This is a genomic window from Streptomyces sp. NPDC040718 (genome assembly GCF_055593565.1).
Genome location: NZ_JBVIXO010000002.1, coordinates 176,982 through 196,389, shown reverse-complemented (window position 1 = coordinate 196,389; position 19,408 = coordinate 176,982). Strand labels below are relative to the sequence as shown.

Annotated in this window: 18 protein-coding genes; 15 read left to right on the top strand and 3 right to left on the bottom strand. The window is 73.3% G+C overall.

The window, feature by feature from the left end:
• Positions 1–507: 507 nt before the first annotated feature.
• From ACZ597_RS06175 to ACZ597_RS06135, 9 genes are all read left to right on the top strand, one after another.
• The gene (locus ACZ597_RS06175) at positions 508–1,026 is read left to right on the top strand and encodes a DUF2617 family protein (RefSeq protein WP_042801168.1); all 519 of its coding nucleotides are present in this window, start codon (positions 508–510) and stop codon (positions 1,024–1,026) included.
• A 106-nt stretch (positions 1,027–1,132) separates the two neighbouring features.
• Positions 1,133–2,773 (top strand): polyamine aminopropyltransferase, encoded by a 1,641-nt coding sequence (locus ACZ597_RS06170; RefSeq protein ID WP_471325635.1) that lies wholly within the window; start codon positions 1,133–1,135, stop codon positions 2,771–2,773.
• 54 nt (positions 2,774–2,827) lie between these two features.
• Positions 2,828–3,661 carry an SRPBCC domain-containing protein gene (locus tag ACZ597_RS06165; protein WP_471325632.1) on the top strand — a complete coding sequence of 278 codons (834 nt, stop codon included), beginning with the start codon at positions 2,828–2,830 and terminating at the stop codon, positions 3,659–3,661.
• A gap of 19 nt (positions 3,662–3,680) precedes the next feature.
• Positions 3,681–4,469, top strand: coding sequence for an aldose epimerase family protein (locus ACZ597_RS06160; protein ID WP_471325629.1), 789 nt, complete (start codon positions 3,681–3,683; stop codon positions 4,467–4,469).
• A 21-nt stretch (positions 4,470–4,490) separates the two neighbouring features.
• Positions 4,491–5,030 carry an orotate phosphoribosyltransferase gene (pyrE, locus tag ACZ597_RS06155; RefSeq protein ID WP_267034081.1) on the top strand — a complete coding sequence of 180 codons (540 nt, stop codon included), beginning with the start codon at positions 4,491–4,493 and terminating at the stop codon, positions 5,028–5,030.
• A 301-nt stretch (positions 5,031–5,331) separates the two neighbouring features.
• On the top strand, positions 5,332–6,354 hold the full coding sequence (fbaA, locus tag ACZ597_RS06150) for a class II fructose-bisphosphate aldolase (RefSeq protein WP_388933322.1): 1,023 nt from the start codon (positions 5,332–5,334) through the stop codon (positions 6,352–6,354).
• 227 nt (positions 6,355–6,581) lie between these two features.
• Positions 6,582–7,313: a ScbR family autoregulator-binding transcription factor gene (locus ACZ597_RS06145; RefSeq protein WP_471325627.1), complete on the top strand. Its 732-nt coding sequence runs from the start codon at positions 6,582–6,584 to the stop codon at positions 7,311–7,313.
• 86 nt (positions 7,314–7,399) lie between these two features.
• Entirely contained in the window at positions 7,400–8,104 is a 705-nt protein-coding gene (locus ACZ597_RS06140; RefSeq protein ID WP_471325625.1) for an AfsR/SARP family transcriptional regulator, read from the top strand.
• 103 nt (positions 8,105–8,207) lie between these two features.
• Positions 8,208–10,139, top strand: coding sequence for a helix-turn-helix domain-containing protein (locus ACZ597_RS06135; RefSeq protein ID WP_471325622.1), 1,932 nt, complete (start codon positions 8,208–8,210; stop codon positions 10,137–10,139).
• A gap of 11 nt (positions 10,140–10,150) precedes the next feature.
• Here the strand turns inward: ACZ597_RS06135 and ACZ597_RS06130 are convergent, their stop codons facing one another.
• On the bottom strand, positions 10,151–11,332 hold the full coding sequence (locus ACZ597_RS06130) for an IS701 family transposase (protein ID WP_471325619.1): 1,182 nt from the start codon (positions 11,330–11,332) through the stop codon (positions 10,151–10,153).
• Positions 11,333–11,608: 276 nt separating this feature from the next.
• Here ACZ597_RS06130 and ACZ597_RS06125 point away from each other — a divergent pair, with 276 nt between their 5' ends.
• The 5 genes from ACZ597_RS06125 to ACZ597_RS06105 all read left to right on the top strand — a co-directional run bounded on the left by ACZ597_RS06125 (position 11,609) and on the right by ACZ597_RS06105 (position 16,359).
• The gene (locus ACZ597_RS06125) at positions 11,609–12,670 is read left to right on the top strand and encodes a CE1758 family FMN-dependent luciferase-like monooxygenase (RefSeq protein WP_471325616.1); all 1,062 of its coding nucleotides are present in this window, start codon (positions 11,609–11,611) and stop codon (positions 12,668–12,670) included.
• Positions 12,671–12,717: 47 nt separating this feature from the next.
• Positions 12,718–13,131 (top strand): DUF3151 domain-containing protein, encoded by a 414-nt coding sequence (locus tag ACZ597_RS06120; protein WP_470969572.1) that lies wholly within the window; start codon positions 12,718–12,720, stop codon positions 13,129–13,131.
• A gap of 128 nt (positions 13,132–13,259) precedes the next feature.
• Positions 13,260–14,108, top strand: coding sequence for a tryptophan 2,3-dioxygenase family protein (locus ACZ597_RS06115; protein ID WP_471325613.1), 849 nt, complete (start codon positions 13,260–13,262; stop codon positions 14,106–14,108).
• A complete protein-coding gene (kynU, locus tag ACZ597_RS06110; RefSeq protein WP_471325611.1) occupies positions 14,101–15,312 on the top strand; it encodes a kynureninase in 1,212 nt (403 codons plus the stop codon). Before ACZ597_RS06115 ends, kynU begins: the two co-directional genes overlap by 8 nt.
• 171 nt (positions 15,313–15,483) lie before the next feature.
• Positions 15,484–16,359 carry an alpha/beta hydrolase gene (locus tag ACZ597_RS06105; RefSeq protein WP_471325608.1) on the top strand — a complete coding sequence of 292 codons (876 nt, stop codon included), beginning with the start codon at positions 15,484–15,486 and terminating at the stop codon, positions 16,357–16,359.
• Positions 16,360–16,383: 24 nt separating this feature from the next.
• Here the strand turns inward: ACZ597_RS06105 and ACZ597_RS06100 are convergent, their stop codons facing one another.
• Positions 16,384–17,061: a macro domain-containing protein gene (locus ACZ597_RS06100; protein ID WP_471325605.1), complete on the bottom strand. Its 678-nt coding sequence runs from the start codon at positions 17,059–17,061 to the stop codon at positions 16,384–16,386.
• A 169-nt stretch (positions 17,062–17,230) separates the two neighbouring features.
• Between ACZ597_RS06100 and ACZ597_RS06095 the strand changes: the two genes are divergently transcribed.
• A complete protein-coding gene (locus ACZ597_RS06095) occupies positions 17,231–18,862 on the top strand; it encodes an ADP-ribosyltransferase domain-containing protein (protein WP_471325602.1) in 1,632 nt (543 codons plus the stop codon).
• 21 nt (positions 18,863–18,883) lie between these two features.
• Here the strand turns inward: ACZ597_RS06095 and ACZ597_RS06090 are convergent, their stop codons facing one another.
• Positions 18,884–19,378 (bottom strand): carboxymuconolactone decarboxylase family protein, encoded by a 495-nt coding sequence (locus ACZ597_RS06090; RefSeq protein ID WP_471325599.1) that lies wholly within the window; start codon positions 19,376–19,378, stop codon positions 18,884–18,886.
• Between the last annotated feature and the right edge of the window lie 30 nt (positions 19,379–19,408).

Below are 19,408 nucleotides of genomic sequence, written 5' to 3'. Positions count from 1 at the left end.
CGGAGGTTCCGGCGGCTCCGGGTCCAGCTGGTGGGCCGGCGGCGGGGGCTCCTCGTCCTCCTGCGGCTCGTCCTCGTCCTGCGGTTCGTCCTCGTCGTGCGGGTCCTCGTCCTCCTGCGGTGGCGGAGGCTGCGGGTCCAGCTGACACTGGTACGTGCGCCGCGGGCCGCGATCCGCATCGCGTGCGGAAGCCGGGCGTACCCCGTGTGGACAACACGCCCGGTGGGGACAACTTCCTTCGGGCGTCTTCTTGTTCGGGCCGGCACTACGGCGTACGGGCGGCGTCGTGTTGAACACGTGAACCGTGAAGCCCCCGGGGGGATGTAAACCCCGTCAAGTTGGGTAAAAACGCTGTGAGTGCCGTGCCTTTCATGATTCCCTCGGTTGAGTAGACCAGTCCCCGGACCTCCCGGGACTTCCTGTGGATCCGTGCCGGTGTCCCCCCACCCGTTGACTACCGCTGGCGGGCCCCGGCCCATCTCCCTCGCGCGTTTGCGGAGCCGACTCATGCTCACGACCCTCCAGACCACCTACACCGACACGCGTGCCGCCGATCTCGCCTGGGCCCTGGGACGCGACCGGCTGCCCGCCCTGGCCGTACTGAACCTCCAGCTCGCGGACGCGAAGGTGGAGTTGCGCCTGCTCGGGGCCTCTCATCAGGTGCTCCTGGAGGAGGGCGAGGTGCTCTGCTCGGAGACGGTCGCCTGTATGCCCGGCAGCAGCACGCCGCTGCCGCTCGGCGTGGCGAAGCGGGTGGGCGACTGGGAGTACGAGTTCGCCGCGCGGGTCGAGACCCTCTCCCGGGGGTCCTTCGCGGGGCGGGCACAGGAGCTGCTCGCGCTGGTCGCGGACCACCCGAACGGGCTAGCCGGCACTTTCCCCGGTGACCCGCACGCGTTCACCGCCATGCTCGCGCAGCGGCACGAGGGACAGGTGCGCTGGCGCACCTGGCACGCGTACCCGCAGGAGGGCCAGCTGGTGGCCACCCGCACCCGGGTGGGCGTGCGCATGGGTGCCCCCGTCTAGGCTCCGGCACGACCCTTCGGGATTACGCCAACTGGCCTGATCGGCCTGTCACTTGCACCCATGTGGGTGACAGGGTGTTGGTGGGCGGTGACGTACGGTTCGCTGCATGATCGACCGTTCCGCCCCCCGCGGGGTGCTCCCGGCGGCGGAGCCGCGGGGCGTGCAGACCGTCCAGGCCGCCCTGCCCGTACGTCCCCGGACCGGCCGACTCCTCGTGCTGGCCACCGTGTTCGTCTGCGCCGCCTGCGGGCTCGTCTACGAGCTGGAGCTGCTCGCCCTCGGCTCGTACCTCATCGGCGACTCCGTCACGCAGGCGTCGGTCGTCCTGTCCGTCATGGTCTTCGCCATGGGCGTCGGCTCCCTCCTCGCCAAACGCCTGCGCCGCCGGCCCGCCCTCGGCTTCGGTGCGATCGAGGCCGCGCTCGCCCTGCTCGGCGGCTTCTCCGCCATGGCCCTGTACGCGAGCTTCGCCTGGCTGGGGGAGTCCCGGCCGGCCCTCGTCGCCTTCTCCTTCGGCATCGGAGTGCTCATCGGCGCGGAGATCCCGCTGCTGATGGTCCTCATCCAGCGCATCCGCAGACAGGACGCCGGCGGCGCCGTCGCCGACCTCTTCGCCGCCGACTACGTGGGCGCACTGGCCGGCGGGCTCGCCTTCCCCTTCCTGCTGCTGCCCGTGCTCGGCCAGCTCACCGGCGCCATGCTCACCGGCACCGTCAACGCCTTCGTCGGCGGCGGACTCGTGCTGTGGCTGTTCCGCCACGACCTCAGCAGACGCTGCCGCTGGCTGCTGGTCACCGCCAACGCGACCGTCCTCGCCCTGCTCGCCGCCGCCACCCTCCTCGTCGACGACTTCGAGCGGGCCGCGCGCACCGCCGTCTACGGCGCCGAGGTGCGGGTCGCCGCGCAGACCGGGGTGCAGGAACTGGTGCTGACCGGCCCGTCCACCGGCTCCCCGCGCTCCCTGGACCTCTTCCTCGACGGACGGCTGCGGGTCAGCGGCTACGACGAGTACCGCTACCACGAGGCCCTGGTCCACCCCGCGATGACCGGCCCGCACGCCCGCGTCCTGGTCCTCGGCGGCGGCGACGGGCTCGCCGCCCGCGAGGTGCTGCGCTACCGCGACGTCGCCTCCGTCACCGTCGTCGAGCTCGACCCCGGCGTGGTCCGCCTGGCCCGCACCGACCCGATGCTCTCCGCGCTCAACGCCCGGGCGTACGCGGACCCGCGCCTCGGCGTCGTCACCGAGGACGCCTTCCGCTGGCTGCGGGGGCCCGCCGCGCGGGACCGTTTCGACGTCATCGTCTCCGACCTGCCCGACCCGGGCATCACGCCGAGCACGAAGCTGTACTCGCAGGAGTTCTACGGGCTCGTCGCGCGGGCCCTCAAGCCGGGCGGGCGCATCGCGGTGCACGCCGGCCCCCTCACCACGAGGCCGCGTACGTACTGGACCGTCGAGTCGACGCTGCGCGCGGCCGGGCTGCTCACCACCCCGTACAGCACGGGCGGCCGGCTCTCCGGCTTCGCCGCCGGGCCCGACCGCACGCAGGGCGCGGCCGACGCGCCGCCGCAGGACTGGGGCTTCGTGCTCGCCGCCCGCGACCGGGTTCCCGAGCTGCGTGTGGACCGCGACACCCCCGCCCTGCGGGCCGTGTCCACCCGGGGGCTGCAGGACGCGGCCCGGGACGCCGCCCGGACCCGGCCGGCCTGGCTCCCGCCGTCCACGCTGCCGCATCCGCGTTACCAGTGACCCGTGGCGTCGTGTCCGTGTGCAGCGGCGGGTCCCGTCGGTAGGCTCGGCCGCATGGAGCATCAGGTGTTCGTTCCGGTACCGGCACAAGACGTCCGCGCCGTGCTGCGCGACCCCGCCCGGGTGGCCCGCTGCGTCCCCGGGCTCCAGCAGGACGCCGACACGGCCTCCGGGCCGCTGGCCGGGCGGCTCAAGGTACGGGTGGGCGGCCACACCGTGACCTACCGGGGCTCCCTGGCCCTCGCCGAACGGGACCCGGACCGCTTCGCCGCGGAGGGCGAGGGCACCGAGGTGCGGGGCAGCGGCACCGTCACCCTCTCGCTCGTGCTGCGGCTGGTTCCGCACGACGGCGGGACCCTGCTGGAGTTCAGCGGCGGGGCCACCGCCGACGGCCGGGCCGCCGCCTTCGACCCGCGGGCCACCGCCACCGCCGCCGGACGGCTGCTCGACCGCTTCGCCGCCAACCTGGCCGGCGCGGCCGGCGCCGCGGACGAGCCCGTGGCCGGGGACGAGGCGTCCGGGTCCGGCGCCGCCGGGGCCGTGCCCTCCGTGTTCGACACCGAGGTGCCGCCCCCGTCCCTCGACCCCTTGCTCGAAGGGGAGTTCGCGGACTTCGCCTCCTTCGCCGAGCCGGAGAAGGAGGAGGCGCCCGACAAGGCCACCGCCGGCCCGGGACGCCCGCCGGCCGAGGCCGCCCACGCCCGCCGCACGATGATCGGCCGCAGCGCCGAGGAGGTCGACCACGCGCCCCCGCGCGGCCGCTACGCCCCGGTTCCGGCGCCCTCCGCCGCGGGCGGCGGCAACGGCCTGCGCTGGGTCGCCCCGGCGGCGGCGCTGGCCCTCGCCTCGGCGGTCGTGGTCGGAAGGGCGTTGCGCCGCCGTCGCTGACGCGCCGTAGGGTCACCGTATGACTACGCGACTGGGCGCCGGCGGCGCCGAACTCACCATCGATCAGGAAAACGGCTGCCGGGTCAGCGGTCTGCGCGTCGACGGCATCGAGCTGCTGCGGCAGGGCCCGAAGTTCGGGGCCTTCCCGATGGTCCCGTGGTGCGGGCGTACGGCGAACGGCCGGTTCCACGACGGCGCCGCCGTCCACCAGCTGCCGCTCAACCACCCGCCGCACGCCATCCACGGCTTCGCCCGGGACGCGCCCTGGAAGACGGCCTCCGCCACCGGCACCACCGCGGCCTTCACCTACGACCTCGTCGACCCCTGGCCCTACTCCGGCCGGGTGACACAGCTCTTCGAGCTGGGCGAGGACGCGCTCACGATCCGCCTGGGCGTGGAGACGTACCAGGACTCCTTCCCGGCGCAGGCGGGCTGGCACCCCTGGTTCAACCGGGTCCTGACCGAGGGCGGGGAGCCGGCCCGGATCGGCTTCGACCCGGCCTGGCAGGAGGAGCGCGACGAGGACCACATCCCCACCGGCCGCCGCACCGACCCGAAGCCCGGCCCCTGGGACGACTGCTTCGGCATGCCCTACGGGGTCGACGTCACCCTCACCTGGCCCGGTCAGCTGGAGCTGAAGGTCACCAGCCCCGCCGAATGGGTGGTCGTGTACGACGAGCAGCCCGAGGCCGTCTGCGTCGAGCCCCAGTCCGGCCCGCCGAACGGCCTCAACACCCTCCCGCGCCTGGTCACGCCGGTGGACCCGCTGGAGATCTCCACCACCTGGACCTGGCGGCGCCTGGGCTGACCCCCAACTAAGCTCGACGCCATGACTGACGTACGCGATGCGCTTCTGCAGCAGATCAAGGACAAGGCCGTCGTGCACGGCAAGGTGACGCTCTCCTCCGGCAAGGAAGCCGACTACTACATCGACCTCCGCCGGATCACCCTCGACGGCGAGGCCGCCCCGCTGGTCGGGCAGGTCATGCTGGACCTCACCGCCGACCTGGAGTTCGACTGCGTCGGCGGCCTGACCCTGGGCGCCGACCCGGTCGCCACCTCGATGCTCCACGCCTCCGCCGCGCGCGGCGAGCGCCTGGACGCCTTCGTCGTCCGCAAGGCGCAGAAGGCCCACGGCATGCAGCGCCGCATCGAGGGCACCGACGTGAAGGGCAAGCGCTGCCTGGTCGTCGAGGACACCTCGACCACCGGCGGCTCCCCGCTGACCGCCGTCGAGGCCGTCCGCGAGGCCGGCGGCGAGGTCGTCGCCGTCGCCACGATCGTGGACCGGGGCGCGGCCGACGCGATCGCCGGGGCCGGCCTGCCCTACCTCACCGGCTACCAGCTCGGGGACCTGGGCCTCGCCTGACCCCCCTCCGCGGGCTCCGGTCGTCTCGGATCGTGGTCGCGAAGGGGTGGCGGCGGGGTTCGGGCCGGGCGCGGGAGAACTGGGGACCAAGGTCCCGGAGGGAGTCGCTCCGGTCCTGACCTGCGGCTTTTCGAACGGGCGGGGTGTTTCACGTGAAACACCCCGCCCGCTTCGGTAAGCGGGGGGTGACAGGCGGGGTGGAGTGTTGCGCCGAGTCTGGAAAGATAGGCGCGACGGCGACGTCGCCCCCAGGTCAGGGCCCGCAATAAGCACACTCCCCGCACATCCAAGGAGCGGACAGATGCCCATCGCAACCCCCGAGGTCTACAACGAGATGCTCGACCGGGCGAAGGCAGGCAAGTTCGCCTACCCGGCCATCAACGTCACCTCGACCCAGACCCTGCACGCCGCGCTGCGCGGTTTCGCGGAGGCCGAGAGCGACGGCATCATCCAGATCTCCACCGGTGGTGCCGAGTTCCTGGGCGGCCAGTACAGCAAGGACATGGTGACCGGTGCGGTCGCCCTGGCCGAGTTCGCGCACGTCGTCGCCGCCAAGTACGACGTCACGGTCGCGCTGCACACGGACCACTGCCCCAAGGACAAGCTGGACGGCTACGTGCGTCCGCTTCTGGAGGTGTCCGCCGAGCGCGTCGCACGCGGCCTGAACCCCCTCTTCCAGTCGCACATGTGGGACGGCTCCGCCGAGACCCTGGCCGACAACCTGGCCATCGGCCAGGAGCTGCTGGCCAAGGCCGCCGCCGCGAAGATCATCCTCGAAGTCGAGATCACCCCGACCGGCGGCGAGGAGGACGGCGTCAGCCACGAGATCAACGACGAGCTGTACACCACCGTCGATGACGCGATCCGTACCGCCGAGGCCCTGGGCCTGGGCGAGAAGGGCCGCTACCTGCTGGCCGCCTCCTTCGGCAACGTGCACGGCGTCTACAAGCCGGGCAACGTCGTTCTGCGTCCGGAGCTGCTCAAGGACCTCCAGGCCGGTGTCGCCGAGAAGTTCGGCAAGGCCTCGCCGTTCGACTTCGTCTTCCACGGCGGTTCGGGCTCCACGCCCGAGGAGATCGCCACCGCGCTGGAGAACGGCGTCGTGAAGATGAACCTCGACACCGACACCCAGTACGCCTTCACCCGCCCGGTCGCGGACCACATGTTCCGCAACTACGACGGTGTCCTGAAGGTCGACGGAGAGGTCGGCAAGAAGTCCACCTACGACCCGCGCACCTGGGGCAAGCTGGCCGAGGCGAGCATGGCCAAGCGCGTCACCCAGGCCTGTGCCGACCTGCGCTCCACGGGCACCAAGCTGAAGTAAGCGGCGAGGACCCGGAAGGGTCCGCGAGGACCTGCGAAAGGGGGTCCGCCGGTCCGTCACGGGCCGGCGGACCCCCTTTTCCGCGTGCGGAGCGGTGGATTCGGGAGGGATTCGCCCGAGGTGACATACGCCGGTGGACGCGCGGCGGCGCGATGGTGTGGAATCTACCCAGAGAAACGTACCCGTGGGGATGTAAAACCGGCGGGCCAGGAGAGGCGACGCCGCAGATGAAGACAGAGCGACCCCAGGTGAAGCAGGACCGGGCGGTGCGCACGCGCCGCGCGATCCTGGAGGCGGCCGCCGTGGTGTTCGAGGAGCACGGCTACGACGCCGCGAAGCTCTCGGACATCGTCAACATCGCGAAGGTCACCAAGGGCGCGCTCTACTTCCACTTCGACTCGAAGGAGGGCCTGGCCCAGGCCGTCATCGACGCGCAGAACGAGTCCGCGCCCGAGATGCCGCCGCAGCAGTACAAGGCCCAGGAGTTCGTGGACATCGGCATGGTGTTCTCGCACCGGCTGAGGCACGAGGCGCTGATCCGGGCCAGCGCGCGGCTCACGCTGGAGTACGGCAACCAGCAACTCGACCGGGCGGCCCCCTACGAGGCGTGGATCGATTTGCACGCCGAGGTGCTGGCGGAGGCCAGGCGGCGCGGGGAGCTGCTGCCGAACGTGGACCCGGTGGTCCCGTCCCGGCTGATCGTGGGGGCGTACGCCGGGCTGAACACCATGTCGCACACGCTCGGCCTCGACCTGGACGCGCAGGTCGCGGAGCTCTACACGCACGTGATGCCGAACGTGGTGGTCCCGGCCGTGGCGATCCGGCTGGACACCGCTCCCGGGCGGGGAGCCCGGGCACTGTTCGGGCCGCAGGGCGCGCACGCGTGCCGATCCGACTGCCAGGGCGGCGTGCCGCTGCGGGAGCCGGCCGAGCAGACCGCCCGGCAGGCCGCCGAGTAGACCCCCTGGACCCGTAGACCCCTGCCTCTTCCAAAAAAGATCCTTCTGGGTATGATTTTTCTGCTCGCCTGCCCAGGGAGATCACTGTGGACATTGAGGTACTCGGCACACCGCGGGTCATCGAGAACGGTGTGCCCATCACGGCCCCCACGCCGGAGTCCCGGCACGTCCTGGCGGTCCTCGCGGCCTGTCCCGACCGGGTCGTCCCCGTATCCGTGCTCGCGGAGGAGCTGGTCCGCCGCGTCCCGCCCGAGCACGCCCACGCCGCCCTGCACACCGCCGTACGCCGGCTGCGCGAGCGGTTCGCGGAGGCGCTGGGGGCCGGCTCGGTACGAACTCCCGAGGCCGTGCTGTCCACACGGCCCGGCGGGTATCTTCTCGACACCGCCGGCGGCCGCTGCGACGTCCGCGAGTTCGAACGCGAGGCCGGAGCCGGGTACCGGGCCATGGAGCGGGGCGACTTCGCGCAGGCCGCCGCGCGGCTCCGCCGGGCACTGGACCTGTGGACCGGCCCCGTCCTGGACGGCATCGACGCCGGGACCTGGCTCCGCGGCCGCATCGCCTGCCTCGACGCCGACAGGCTCTCCGTGCTCGGCCAGTGGGCCGAGGCGGAGCTCGCCCTCGGACGCCACCGCGAACTGCGCCTCGCGCTCGCGGTCCTGCGTTCCGGCGCCGGCCGCCCCGACGGCGCCTACCTGGCGGCGCTGCGCCGGGCCGAGGCCCGCGTCGAGGCCGCCCACAGGACCCGGAGGGCCCCCGGTCCCACCCTGTCAGGCGCCGCCTGCGGCTGAGCCGCGGCCGGCCCCGGGCCTCCTGCTTGACCCCTCGCCCGACGGAACCTAGGTTCGGAGCCGGGGACGTGAAGCAGCTGGTCGGGGTGGGGGGAGCGGCGGTATGCGACGCGGGGACGGGGGCGGCCCGCTGGCCGTGCTGGAGCTGCTCGCGCAGGACGCCCCGCAGAGCCGGTACGAGACCCTGCTGGCCGAGGCCCGCGGCGCCGGCGCGGACGAAGCCGAACTCGCCGCCCTCACCCGGGCCGTCGACCTCGCCGGCTCGGTGCGGGCCCGCGCGAGCAGCGGCAAACAGCGCGAGGCCGCCCTCACCGCCCTCGTCGACACCGCCCACGACCTGACCTCCCCGTACGACATCGACGGCCTGCTGCGCCTGATCACCCGCCGGGCCAGGCGCCTCCTCGGCTTCGACATGGCCTGGCTGTCGCTGAGCCGCCCGGACGGCTCGGCGTACGTGCGCACCTCGGAGGGCGAGACCACCGCGCTGAACGTCGGCCTCGAACTCGGCACCGGCCGGGGCCTCGGCAGCATCGCGCAGGCCCGCCGCTCGCCGGTGTGGACCGCCGACTACCTCGCCGACTCCTCCATCGCGCACGCCCCCGGCATCGACGCCGTGGTCGAGGCGGAGAGCCTGCACGCGATCATCGCGGTCCCGCTGCGGCGCGGTGACTCCACCCTCGGCGCGCTCTACGGATCCGACCGCGCCGTACGGGAGTTCACCCCCGACGAGATCGGCATCATGCTCTCCCTCGCCGACCTGGCCGCCGTCGCCATCGAGAAGGCCCGGCTGCTGGAGCAGACCCGGGACGAGGTCACCGAGCTGGCGGCCTTCGGCTCGCGCACCAACACCGCCCTCACCCGGGTCCGCTACCTGTGGGAGTGCCACGCCCGGCTGGCCGGGCTGGTCCTGGACGGAGCCGGCCTGGCCACCCTCGCCCGGGCCACCGCCGACGCGCTGGACGGCGTGCTCCAGGTGCGGGACCCGGGCGGCCGGCCGCTGACCGCGACCGGGGAACTGCCCGGCCTGGACGAGGACGCGGTGACCAAGGGCGCCCTCCAGGCGCTCACCGACCGGCGCCCGGTGCGCCTGGACGGGGACCTGTGGCTCGCCCCCGTACTGGCGGGTGCCGAGGACCTCGGGGTGCTGCTGCTGAGAGCCTTCGAACCGCTCGCCGACGAGGACGTACGGCTGCTCCAGCTGGCCGCCCAGTCCGTGGCCTCCCTGATGCTGATCCAGCGCGGTACGGCCGCCGCCGAGGGCCCCGTCCACGACGAACTCCTCGCCGACCTGCTGGAACGCCCGCACTCCGTCGACCTGCACCTGCTGGAGCGCACCCGCCGCCTCGGCATCGACCTGGACGGCCCGCACGTGGTCGTCGTCGCCCGGCCGGAGGGCGGCGAACTGGGCAAGGCCGTGGCCTGGGCGTCCTCTTACGCGTACCGGATGGGCGGGCTCAAGGGCGTCCGCCGCGGCTGCATCGTCCTGGTCCTGCCCGGTACCGACGCGTCCGCCGCCGCGCACCGGGTCTCCGGGGAGCTGTCGCCGCTGCTGGGCCACGCCGTGTCCACCGGGGCCGCCGGACCGACCGGGAGCCCGGGCGAGGTGGCCCGCGTCTACGCCGAGGCCGTGCGCTGCCTGGACGCGCTGACCGCGCTCGACGGGGTGGGCGGTACCGCCTCGCTGCGCGAACTGGGCTTCCTCGGCATGCTGCTGTCCGCCGACCACGACGTGGAGTCGTTCATCGCGGCGACCATCGGCCCCGTCCTGGAGTACGACGCGGACCGGCTGACGGAGCTGACCCGCACCCTGGAGGCGTACTTCGCCTCCGGAGCCAGCCCCACCCACGCCGCCGAGGCCCTGCACGTGCACCCCAACACCGTCTCCCGCCGGCTGGACCGCATCGCCGAACTCCTCGGCCCCGACTGGCAGAAGCCCGCCGGGGCGCTGGAGATCCAGATGGCCCTGCGGCTGCGCAAGGCCCGCACCGTCCTGCACGACCGCCGCACGGCCGCCGACCGCTCGGACGCGGTGTAGCCGACCCCGTCCTACGCCGCCGCGTAGTGCTCCGTACCGGTCAGGGCGCGGGCCGCGTGCGCGACCGACGCCAGCGTGACGTGCCGGTGCCAGCCGGGCAGGGCCCGCCCGGCGAAGTCGCGCAGACCCGCCTCCTGGCCGCTGTGCACGGCGGCGAAGCCGACCCGCCGGCCCTGCTTCGTCAGCCGCAGCAGCGGGCCCACGGGCAGCCGTACCAGGTCCGTCACCCACAGCTGCGCCGGAGGACGGCGCGGGTCCGTCCACTCGCCGACCAGCAGCAGGTGGCGGCGGCGGGCCGGGGAGGGGTCGGGCATCATCACCCGCACCGCGACCGCCAGGGTGCTGCGGTGGCGGCCGCCGGGGAACGCGGGGTCCGGGTCGGTCCACTCCACCGGGGTGCACAGCCCCTTCACCGACTGCAGGACATCCCGCGCGGGGCGCGCCCCGGCGCCGTGGCCGGGCAGCGCGGGGTCGGTGACGAGCAGCGGCGTCGACGGCGCGACGCGGGCGATGACGGGCAGTCCGGCCTCGGCGAAGCGGTTCATCGTGGAGCGGGTGCCGATCCGCTGGATGTCCAGCACCACCGGGCGCCGGTTGCCGCTGCGCCGCACCGTCTCGATGGCGGCGTCCGCCGCGGACTCCTCGTACGCGGCCTGCGCGTCGGCGGGGTCGAGGACGCCGGCCCCGTCGGCCTCCGGCAGGTGCATCCGCCACCCGACCGGAGTGACCAGCCCGGACGAGGCGAACCAGGTCCCGAAGGCCTGCTGCCCCCGGAACATCTGCCCCTGGTGCGGGTCGAAGCGGTGCGCCACCCCCACCGAGTGCTCCCCGCCCTTCGGGATCGCCATCGGCTGCGCCACCCAGGCGGTCAGCGGGGAGGCCGCCTGGAGGAACCCGGCGAGCGAGGCGCGGATCGGCTCCCAGTCCCAGGTGGACCCCGAGATGAAGTGGTGCATGCTCTGCTCGGCCGCCCCGCCCCCGACCTGACCGGCGATCCCGCGCATCGACTTGCGGCCGGGCAGCGCGAGCAGCCCCTGCACGTACTGCCGGCCCTTCTCCCGCTGGTCCTTGCGGCGCAGCGAGGACAGGACCGCCGAACACAGGTCGTCGGCCGCCTCCCGGGCCGGGTCCCGCCGGACCGGCGCCACCACGGCCGTACCGGTGCCACCGCTGATGCTGTTGATGCTGCTCATGACCGCTTTCACGACATGCCCCCCTCGGCGTGCGTCCACTGCACCTCTACCGTCGGCCGAGCACCCCTCTTCCGGGGAGGTGTGCCGGTCACCGCACTTGGCCGGATCGTGGTGGGGCCGCCACCACCCGGGCGACTTGACGGACTGCCCGGGCGGACCTGGCCGGACCATCCCGAATCGGGCACGGTCGGATCGCGGGGCCACGAGCCGCGGTGCCGGGGCCTGCCCCCCGGCGCCGCCCCCGCACGGTGGCGCTGTCGACACGGGAGGGGCGGGGTGCAGTTCGGCATCTTCTCGATCGGCGAGGTCGTGCCCGACCCGTCGACCGGCCGTACGCCGACCGAGCACGAGCGGATCCTGTCCATGACCGCGCTCGCCCTGCGGGCGGAGGACGCCGGGCTCGACGTCTTCGCCACCGGCGAGCACCACAGCCCGCCCTACGTGACCTCCTCGCCGCCGACCCTCCTCGGCTACCTCGCCGCGCGCACCCGGCGGCTGATCCTGTCCACCGCCACCACGCTGGTCACCACCAACGACCCGGTCCGCGTCGCGGAGGAGTACGCGCTGCTCCAGCACCTGGCGGGCGGGCGCCTCGACCTGATGACGGGCCGGGGCAACACCCCGAACTGCTATCCGTGGTTCGGCCAGGACCTGCGCCAGGGCATCGCGCTGGCCCGGGAGAACTACGCCCTGCTGCACCGCCTGTGGCGGGAGGAGGACGTCGACTGGCAGGGCCGCTTCCGGGCCCGCCTCGACGGCTTCACCTCCGTGCCCCGGCCGCTGGACGGCGTACCGCCCTTCGTGTGGCACGGGGCGGTGCGCTCGCCGGAGGTCGCGGAGCAGGCCGCGTACTACGGCGACGGCTTCTTCGCCGACAACCTCCTCGGGCCGGTCGACGAGTACGCCCGGCTGGTGGAGCTGTACCGCACCCGGTACGAGGAGCACGGCCACGGCACCGCCGAGCAGGCGGTCGTCGGGCTCGGCGGGCAGGTCTTCGTACGGGAGCGCTCGCAGGACGCGGTGCGCGAGTTCCGCCCGTACTTCGACCGGTCCCGGGTCTACGGCGGGGGCTACTCCCTGGAGGAGTGCGCGGCACGGACCCCGCTGGCCGTGGGCAGTCCGGACCAGGTGATCGAGAAGGTCCTCGGCTTCCGCGAGGCGTACGGGGACTACCAGCGGCAGCTGTTCGCCGTGGACCACTGCGGGCTTCCGGCGGCGGCGGCCCTGGAGCAGGTGGACGTGCTGGGCGAGCGGATCGTGCCGGTCCTGCGCCGGGAGCTGGCCGCCTCCCGTCCGGCGTCCGTCCCCCCGGGCCCCCGCCACCCGGCGACGCTGTGATCCCGGCCGGGCCGCCGGCCGCCGCCGCCGTCGGCCACACTGAAGCCATGTCGATTCACCAGAACCTGCTCGGGGGCCCCGCCCCCACCCACCTGCCCGACGAGCCCGCGCCCCGCGAGGCCCTCGCCGCCGGTACCGACCCGGCCGAGGTGGCCGCCGCGCACCCCACCTCCTCCCTCGCCTGGGCCGCCCTCGCCGACCAGGCGTTCGCCGCCGGCCGCACGGTCGAGTCGTACGCGTACGCCCGTACCGGCTACCACCGCGGCCTGGACGCGCTGCGCCGCGCCGGCTGGAAGGGCCACGGCCCGGTGCCGTGGGAGCACGAGCCGAACCGCGGCTTCCTGCGCGCCCTGCACGCCCTGGCGCGGGCCGCCGGGGCCATCGGCGAGAAGGAGGAGTACGAGCGCTGCTCGACCTTCCTGCGCGATTCCTCGGAGACGGCGGCGGACACGCTCGCATAACGCTCTCCAGGAGCGCCCTAGAGGGCTTCCGGATCCCCTGCTTATGATGCGGAGCAGGGGACCGGGGCTCCACTTACCTCACGGAAGGAGCGGACCGCTACCCGGAAGCACGTGTCGAGGAGACAGAAATGTCGCACGCCCTTGATGCCTCCGGAGCCGGTTCGGACACCCCGAACCTCGACTTCGCCGGCACGACTCCGTACGAGGACTACGTCCAGGCGGACGTCCTCACCCACCTCCAGCACCCGCGCTCGGACGACCCCGGCGAGATGGTGTTCCTGGTGACCACCCAGGTCATGGAACTGTGGTTCACGGTCATCGTCCACGAGTGGGAGACCGCCGCCCGCGCCCTGCGCGAGGACGACGTCCCGGTCGCGATGGACGCGCTGAAACGATCCCTCCGCGAGCTGGAGGCCCTGAACGCCTCCTGGCGGCCGCTGGCCCAGCTCACCCCCGGGCAGTTCAACTCGTACCGCGCCGCCCTCGGCGAGGGTTCCGGTTTCCAGTCGGCGATGTACCGCCGGATGGAGTTCCTGCTGGGCGAGAAGTCCGCGTCGATGCTGGTCCCCCACCGCGGCGCCCCGCGGGTCCACGCCGAGCTGGAGAAGGCCCTCCACGAGCCCGGCGTGTACGACGAGACCCTGCGCCTGCTGGCCCGCCGCGGCCTGCCCGTCCCCCAGTCGGTCCTGGACCGGGACCTCGCCCTGCGGTACGAGCCCTCCGCCGAGGTCGAGGCCGTCTGGACGGAGCTCTACGCGGACCCGTCCGGCCGCCACGCCGACCTGCACCGCCTCGGCGAGGTGCTGACGGACGTCGCCGAGCTGGTCTGGCGCTGGCGCAACGACCACCTGGTCGCGACGCGCCGGGCGATGGGCGCGAAGACGGGCACGGGCGGCTCGGCCGGGGTGACCTGGCTGGAGAAGCGCGCCACGAAGAACGTCTTCCCCGAGCTCTGGACGGCCCGCAGCCATGTCTGACACCGCCCTGAACCCGGTATCCGAGCTCCAGGAGAGGGCCGCGCGGCTCGACGCCGAGGACGGCCTCGGCAAGCTCCGCGAGCGCTTCACCCTGCCCGACGGGGTCGTCTACCTCGACGGGAACTCCCTCGGCGCGCTGTCGGCCGGGGTCCCCGGCGCGGTGGCCGACGTCGTGCACCGCCAGTGGGGCGAGCTCCTCATCCGCTCCTGGGACGAGAGCGGCTGGTGGACCGCCCCGCAGCGGATCGGCGACCGCATCGCCCCGCTGATCGGTGCCGCCCCCGGCCAGGTGACCGTGGGCGACTCCACGAGCGTCAACCTCTTCAAGGCCCTCGTCGGCGCCGCCCGCCTGGCCGCCCCCGGCCGGTCCCGGCTGCTGGTCGACGCCACCACCTTCCCCACGGACGGCTACATCGCCGCGTCCGCCGCGCGGATGACCGGCCTCGAACTCGTCCCGGTCGACCCCGCCGACGCGGCCGGCGCCCTCGGCGACGACACCGCGGTGGTGCTGCTCAACCACGTCGACTACCGCACCGGCCGGCTGCACGACCTGCCCGGCCTCACCGCGGCCGCGCACGCCGCGGGCGCGCTGATCGTGTGGGACCTGTGCCACAGCGCCGGGGCCCTGCCCGTGGGCCTCGACGAGCACGCCGTCGACCTGGCGGTGGGCTGCACGTACAAGTACCTCAACGGCGGCCCCGGCTCCCCGGCCTACATCTACGTGGCCGAACGGCACCAGGGAGACTTCGACTCCCCGCTGCCCGGCTGGAACGGCCACGCCGAGCCCTTCGCGATGACCCCGGACTACGTCCCCGCCGAGGGACCGGCCCGGATGCGCGTCGGGACGCCGGACATCCTGTCGATGCTGGCCCTGGAGTCGGCCCTCGACGCCTGGGAGGGCGTGGACGTCGAGGCCGTGCGCGCCAAGTCCCTCGCGCTGACGGACTTCTTCCTCGAATGCGTGGCCGCGTACGTCCCGGACGGCCGGGTCGAGCCGGTCACCCCGGCCGAGCACGCCCGGCGCGGCAGCCAGGTCTCGCTGCGTGCCGAGGGCGCCCGCGAGGTCATGGCGGAGCTCATCTCAAGGGGGGTCGTGGGCGACTTCCGCGCCCCCGACGTCCTGCGGTTCGGATTCACCCCGCTCTACGTCGGTTTCGCCGATGCGGAGCGCGCGGCACGCACACTGGGTCACATTTTCGGGTGACGCGGTAGCGAAACGTCACACCACGGGGCGGGCGGGGCTACGGCTCCGCCCGCCTTCGTGCGGGCCCGTTCCGGCGGCCGGTGGCGCGTGTCGGCCTGGTACGGTCCGGCTCAGTCGGAACACCGGAACATCTGTCCCCCCTGTCCCACGCGTTACCGAGAGGTCGAGCCGATGACGGACCCCGCAGTCGAACGGGACGCCGCCGAGGCCGCCTCGGCCTTCGCCCATCCCCCGGTCGCGCCGGACGCGAGCGCCGCGTACGGGGACCACCCCGACCAGGTCGTCGACTTCTACGCCCCGCGCGGGGACTCCACGGGCTCCGCCCCGCTGGTCGTGGTCCTGCACGGCGGGGCCTGGCGGGCCCCCTACGACCGGCAGCACATCACCCCCTTCGCCGACCTCCTCGCCCGGCGCGGCTTCGCCGTCGCCAACGTCGAGTACCGGCGCGGCAGCTCCCTGCCCCACCAGGACGCCGCCGGGCCGGTGGCCGGGCGCTGGCCCGACACCTTCGACGACGTGGCCGCCGCCATGGACGCGCTGCCCGGTCTGGCCGCGGCCGCCCTGCCCGCCGCCGACTTCCGCCGGACCGTGGTCACCGGCCACTCGGCGGGCGGACAGCTCGCACTGTGGGCGGCGGCGCGGCACGTGCTGCCGCAGGGCTCCCCCTGGCGGCTGCCCGCCCCGCCGCCGCTGCGCGGTGTGGTGGCGCTGGCCCCGATCGCGGACTTCGCGGTCGCGGAGGAACTCGGCGTCTGCGGCGGGGCGTCGGCGCAGCTGCTGGGCGGCCCGGAGCACTGGGAGGCCCGGCTGCCCTTCGCCGATCCGGCGGCCCTGGTCCCGACCGGCATCGCCACCACCGTGGTGCACGGGCGCGAGGACGTCGTGGTCCCGCCGGCCGTGGCGGAGTCGTACGTGGCCGCGGCGGCGAAGGCGGGCGAGATGGTAGGCCTGACCCTGGTCGAGGGCGTCGGCCACTTCCCCCTGATCGACCCCGCTGCGGACGCCTGCGCGGTGGTCGCGGAGGAGATCTCCCAACTCGCCTGGTAGCGCGCGCCCGTACGGGTCCGCCGGTCAGCGCCGGGGCGTGGTCCGCTTGGGCGGGGTGATCCGCACCCGCTTCTCGGCGGGCGCGTTCTCTATGTCGTCCAGCTGCGCGGTGATCGTCGCGCGCAGGTCGTCGTAGTCCTCGAAACGGTGGTCGTTGAACAGGGTGTAGCCCGTCCACATCAGGTTCGCGCAGATCCGCGCCGGCACGCGGCCGGTCCGGGCTCCCATGCCGACCAGGGCCACCGAGCGGATGCTGCCGGGCTTCTCCTCGTTCTGCCGGTGGACCGCCTGGAAGGCGGCCGCACAGGCCAGGGCCACGTTCAGCGTCTGGCTGACGTTCTGCGAGGACGTCTCCATCGTCGGCGTCGAGATCAGGAAGCGCGGCGTGACCGCCCCGGACGGCACGCACACCGCGCTGCCCACCGGGAGGCTGCCGGCGAACCGGTCGCGTATCGCCCGCTGCACGCGCAGCTGGATGCCCGCTCCCAGGAAGCGCTTGACGGCCGCGTCGACCCCGCCGTCCATCCGGCCGCGGGAGTTGGTCGGGCTGACCCACGCGTCGACGTCCTCGTCGAGGATCGAGCCCCTGCGGATCTCGATCCCCGGGGTGTCGGCGAAGGCGGCCCGCCACGACTCCACCACATCGGCGTTGACGTCGGTCAGTACGACCCTGAGCGCGGGCTGCACGCGGTCCTCGGTCATCATCCACTCCAATCGGGAATCGGTCTTTCCGACCACTCACCACGCTAGCGGGAGCCACTGACAATCGGCCGCCGGACAGCGGTGGGTGACGACCGGTCAGCATTGTCAGTGCCCGCTGCTAGCCTGCGGAAAGATTCGAAATCAGGCTCGACATTTCGGAGTTCCCGTCATGCCCGAAAGCAACTCCACGGCCAATCCCGCACAGCCCGACCCGAATGACCCGCTGGCCCTCGCCGAATTGTTCAAGGGCGGCGGAGAGTCGTGGTTCCCGCTGCTGGGACCCGTCATCGAGGCCCAGCCGGACGCCGCCGCGTTCATCGGAACGGGCCGCAGCCCGGAAGTCGTACCGGTCCGCGAGCTGACCTTCCAGGCGCTCAAGCCGAATCCGCCGCACAAGTGGAAGGTCGTCGTCTTCGGGCAGAACCCGTATCCGAGGCCGGAAAGCGCCACCGGCATAGCGATGTTCGACAACACCTTCCACGAGTGGAAGGACAGCCAGTTCGGCCGGGTCGTCAGCATTCGCTGCATCATCAAGGCCGCGGCGATGTGGAAGCACGGAATTCCCAAGAAGACCCCGATCGCCGACATACGCGCGCTCCTGAGGAAGCAGGACACCGTGCAGCCGCCGGAGTGGTTCCAGGCGATGCTCACCCAGGGCGTGCTGCTGCTGAACGCCGCGCTCACCGCGAGCAGCGACGGGACCCGGGGCGGCGCCGATCCGCACACCGCCTTCTGGCGGCCGGTCGCCGAGCGGATCGTCGAGGAGATCCTCAAGGCCAAGCAGGACGCCGACGAGGAGGACCGCGGGGTCGTCTTCGCCTGGTGGGGGGCACACGCGCGCAGCCTGAAGAAGGTCGTCCTCGAACTCCAGAAGAAGTACCCGGGGGTCGAGGTCCGGCACATCGACCACGCCAACCCGGCGGCGCAGGGCGACATCTTCTGCGACGGCGACCACTTCGCCACGGTCAACGACGCGCTCGCGTCCCTGGGCGCGGCCCCCGTGGACTGGCTCCCGGAGAAGGGGTGGAACGAGCGCGCGGAAGGGGCCGGCGGAGCGGGCGGCGAGGACGTCGCGGCGCGGATGGGCGCGTTCATCGCCTCCACGATGGAACTGCACCAGCTGTATCTGGAGCGCCTCTCCAGCGTCAAGGACGAGGGGCTCGTCCTCCCCGCGATCACCGGGGTGTTCGACACCCCGCTCATGCAGTTCCGGGACGCCGTCGCACCCGTCGCCGAGCTGCTGTCCGGACTCGGCCGGCACGTCGACCGGTCGTACGAGTTCGGCAGGACGCGGGCGGACGGAGCGGCCGGCGGGCTGTCCGCCGACGCGGTCTCCGCCCTCTACCTCTACACCTGCGAGTCCGCGTTCTACCGTGAGATCAACGCGGTCCTGCGCTCCCCGGACCGCTCCGGGCTCGTCCCCTACCTGCCCTACCTGCGGCTGCTGTTCTCGGCCGTGTCGGGGCTGCCCGCGCGCACCGAGCCGCTGTACCGGGGCGTGGCGCTGGACCTGCGGGCGCAGTACCCGCTGGGCCGCACCGTCACCTGGTGGGGCGTGTCCTCCTGCACGCCGAAGCTCGGCGTCGCGCGGGGGTTCCTCGGCAGCCGCGGCAAGCGGACGCTCTTCGAGGTGGTGCCCGCCCGGGCGGTCGGCATCCGGGACTTCTCCGCGTTCACCGAGGAGGAGGAGTTCATCCTCTCCCCGGGAACGCAGCTGAAGGTCACGGACGTGAAGACCGAGCGCGGCGGGCTGTGCACGGTGCGGCTGACCGAGCTGGAGGAGCAGACCCTGGTGTCCTGACCCGGTGCCGGCCGCCGGTCGTCAGTCCCACTGCTGGTCGGCGAGGGAGGCGACCGGCTGGGGCTTGCCGATCACGGCCAGGGCGATGAAGAAGCTGATCTGGCCGATCGCGATGGTGAGGGTGGCCAGCGCCTTCTCGTCGTAGTGCTCCGCGACCTCGGCGTACAGCGCGTCCGAGACGCGCTCCTGGCCGCGCGGGGCGGGCTGGAGGGTGGCCTCCACCAGGGCGAGCGCGGCACGCTCCGCCGGGGTGAAGTACGGGGCGTCCTGCCAGGAGGCGACGGCGGTGATGCGCTCCTCGGACTCGCCGGCCTTGCGGAGGAAGGCCGTGTTCAGGACGGTCAGGTAGGTGTTGTGGACGATCTGTCCGGCGCGCAGGTGCACCAGGCTGATCGTGGTGCGCGGCACTGAGCGGTTGCCGGTGGCGCGGAAGAGGGCGGCGCTGATGTCGTTCAGCTCGGGCACGAACTCGCCGGGGTTGGGCATCCGGGAGATCGAGGCGGGGGTGTTCGTCATGGCTGCTGCTCTCCTTCGGTCGGTGTCTTC

Coding starts and splice junctions, on each gene's coding strand:
- ACZ597_RS06175 (WP_042801168.1), top strand. CDS start 508: ATGCTCACGACCCTCCAGACCACCTACACCGACACGCGTGCCGCCGAT.
- ACZ597_RS06170 (WP_471325635.1), top strand. CDS start 1,133: ATGATCGACCGTTCCGCCCCCCGCGGGGTGCTCCCGGCGGCGGAGCCG.
- ACZ597_RS06165 (WP_471325632.1), top strand. CDS start 2,828: ATGGAGCATCAGGTGTTCGTTCCGGTACCGGCACAAGACGTCCGCGCC.
- ACZ597_RS06160 (WP_471325629.1), top strand. CDS start 3,681: ATGACTACGCGACTGGGCGCCGGCGGCGCCGAACTCACCATCGATCAG.
- pyrE (WP_267034081.1), top strand. CDS start 4,491: ATGACTGACGTACGCGATGCGCTTCTGCAGCAGATCAAGGACAAGGCC.
- fbaA (WP_388933322.1), top strand. CDS start 5,332: ATGCCCATCGCAACCCCCGAGGTCTACAACGAGATGCTCGACCGGGCG.
- ACZ597_RS06145 (WP_471325627.1), top strand. CDS start 6,582: ATGAAGACAGAGCGACCCCAGGTGAAGCAGGACCGGGCGGTGCGCACG.
- ACZ597_RS06135 (WP_471325622.1), top strand. CDS start 8,208: ATGCGACGCGGGGACGGGGGCGGCCCGCTGGCCGTGCTGGAGCTGCTC.
- ACZ597_RS06130 (WP_471325619.1), bottom strand. CDS start 11,332: ATGAGCAGCATCAACAGCATCAGCGGTGGCACCGGTACGGCCGTGGTG.
- ACZ597_RS06120 (WP_470969572.1), top strand. CDS start 12,718: ATGTCGATTCACCAGAACCTGCTCGGGGGCCCCGCCCCCACCCACCTG.
- ACZ597_RS06115 (WP_471325613.1), top strand. CDS start 13,260: ATGTCGCACGCCCTTGATGCCTCCGGAGCCGGTTCGGACACCCCGAAC.
- kynU (WP_471325611.1), top strand. CDS start 14,101: ATGTCTGACACCGCCCTGAACCCGGTATCCGAGCTCCAGGAGAGGGCC.
- ACZ597_RS06105 (WP_471325608.1), top strand. CDS start 15,484: ATGACGGACCCCGCAGTCGAACGGGACGCCGCCGAGGCCGCCTCGGCC.
- ACZ597_RS06100 (WP_471325605.1), bottom strand. CDS start 17,061: ATGACCGAGGACCGCGTGCAGCCCGCGCTCAGGGTCGTACTGACCGAC.
- ACZ597_RS06095 (WP_471325602.1), top strand. CDS start 17,231: ATGCCCGAAAGCAACTCCACGGCCAATCCCGCACAGCCCGACCCGAAT.
- ACZ597_RS06090 (WP_471325599.1), bottom strand. CDS start 19,378: ATGACGAACACCCCCGCCTCGATCTCCCGGATGCCCAACCCCGGCGAG.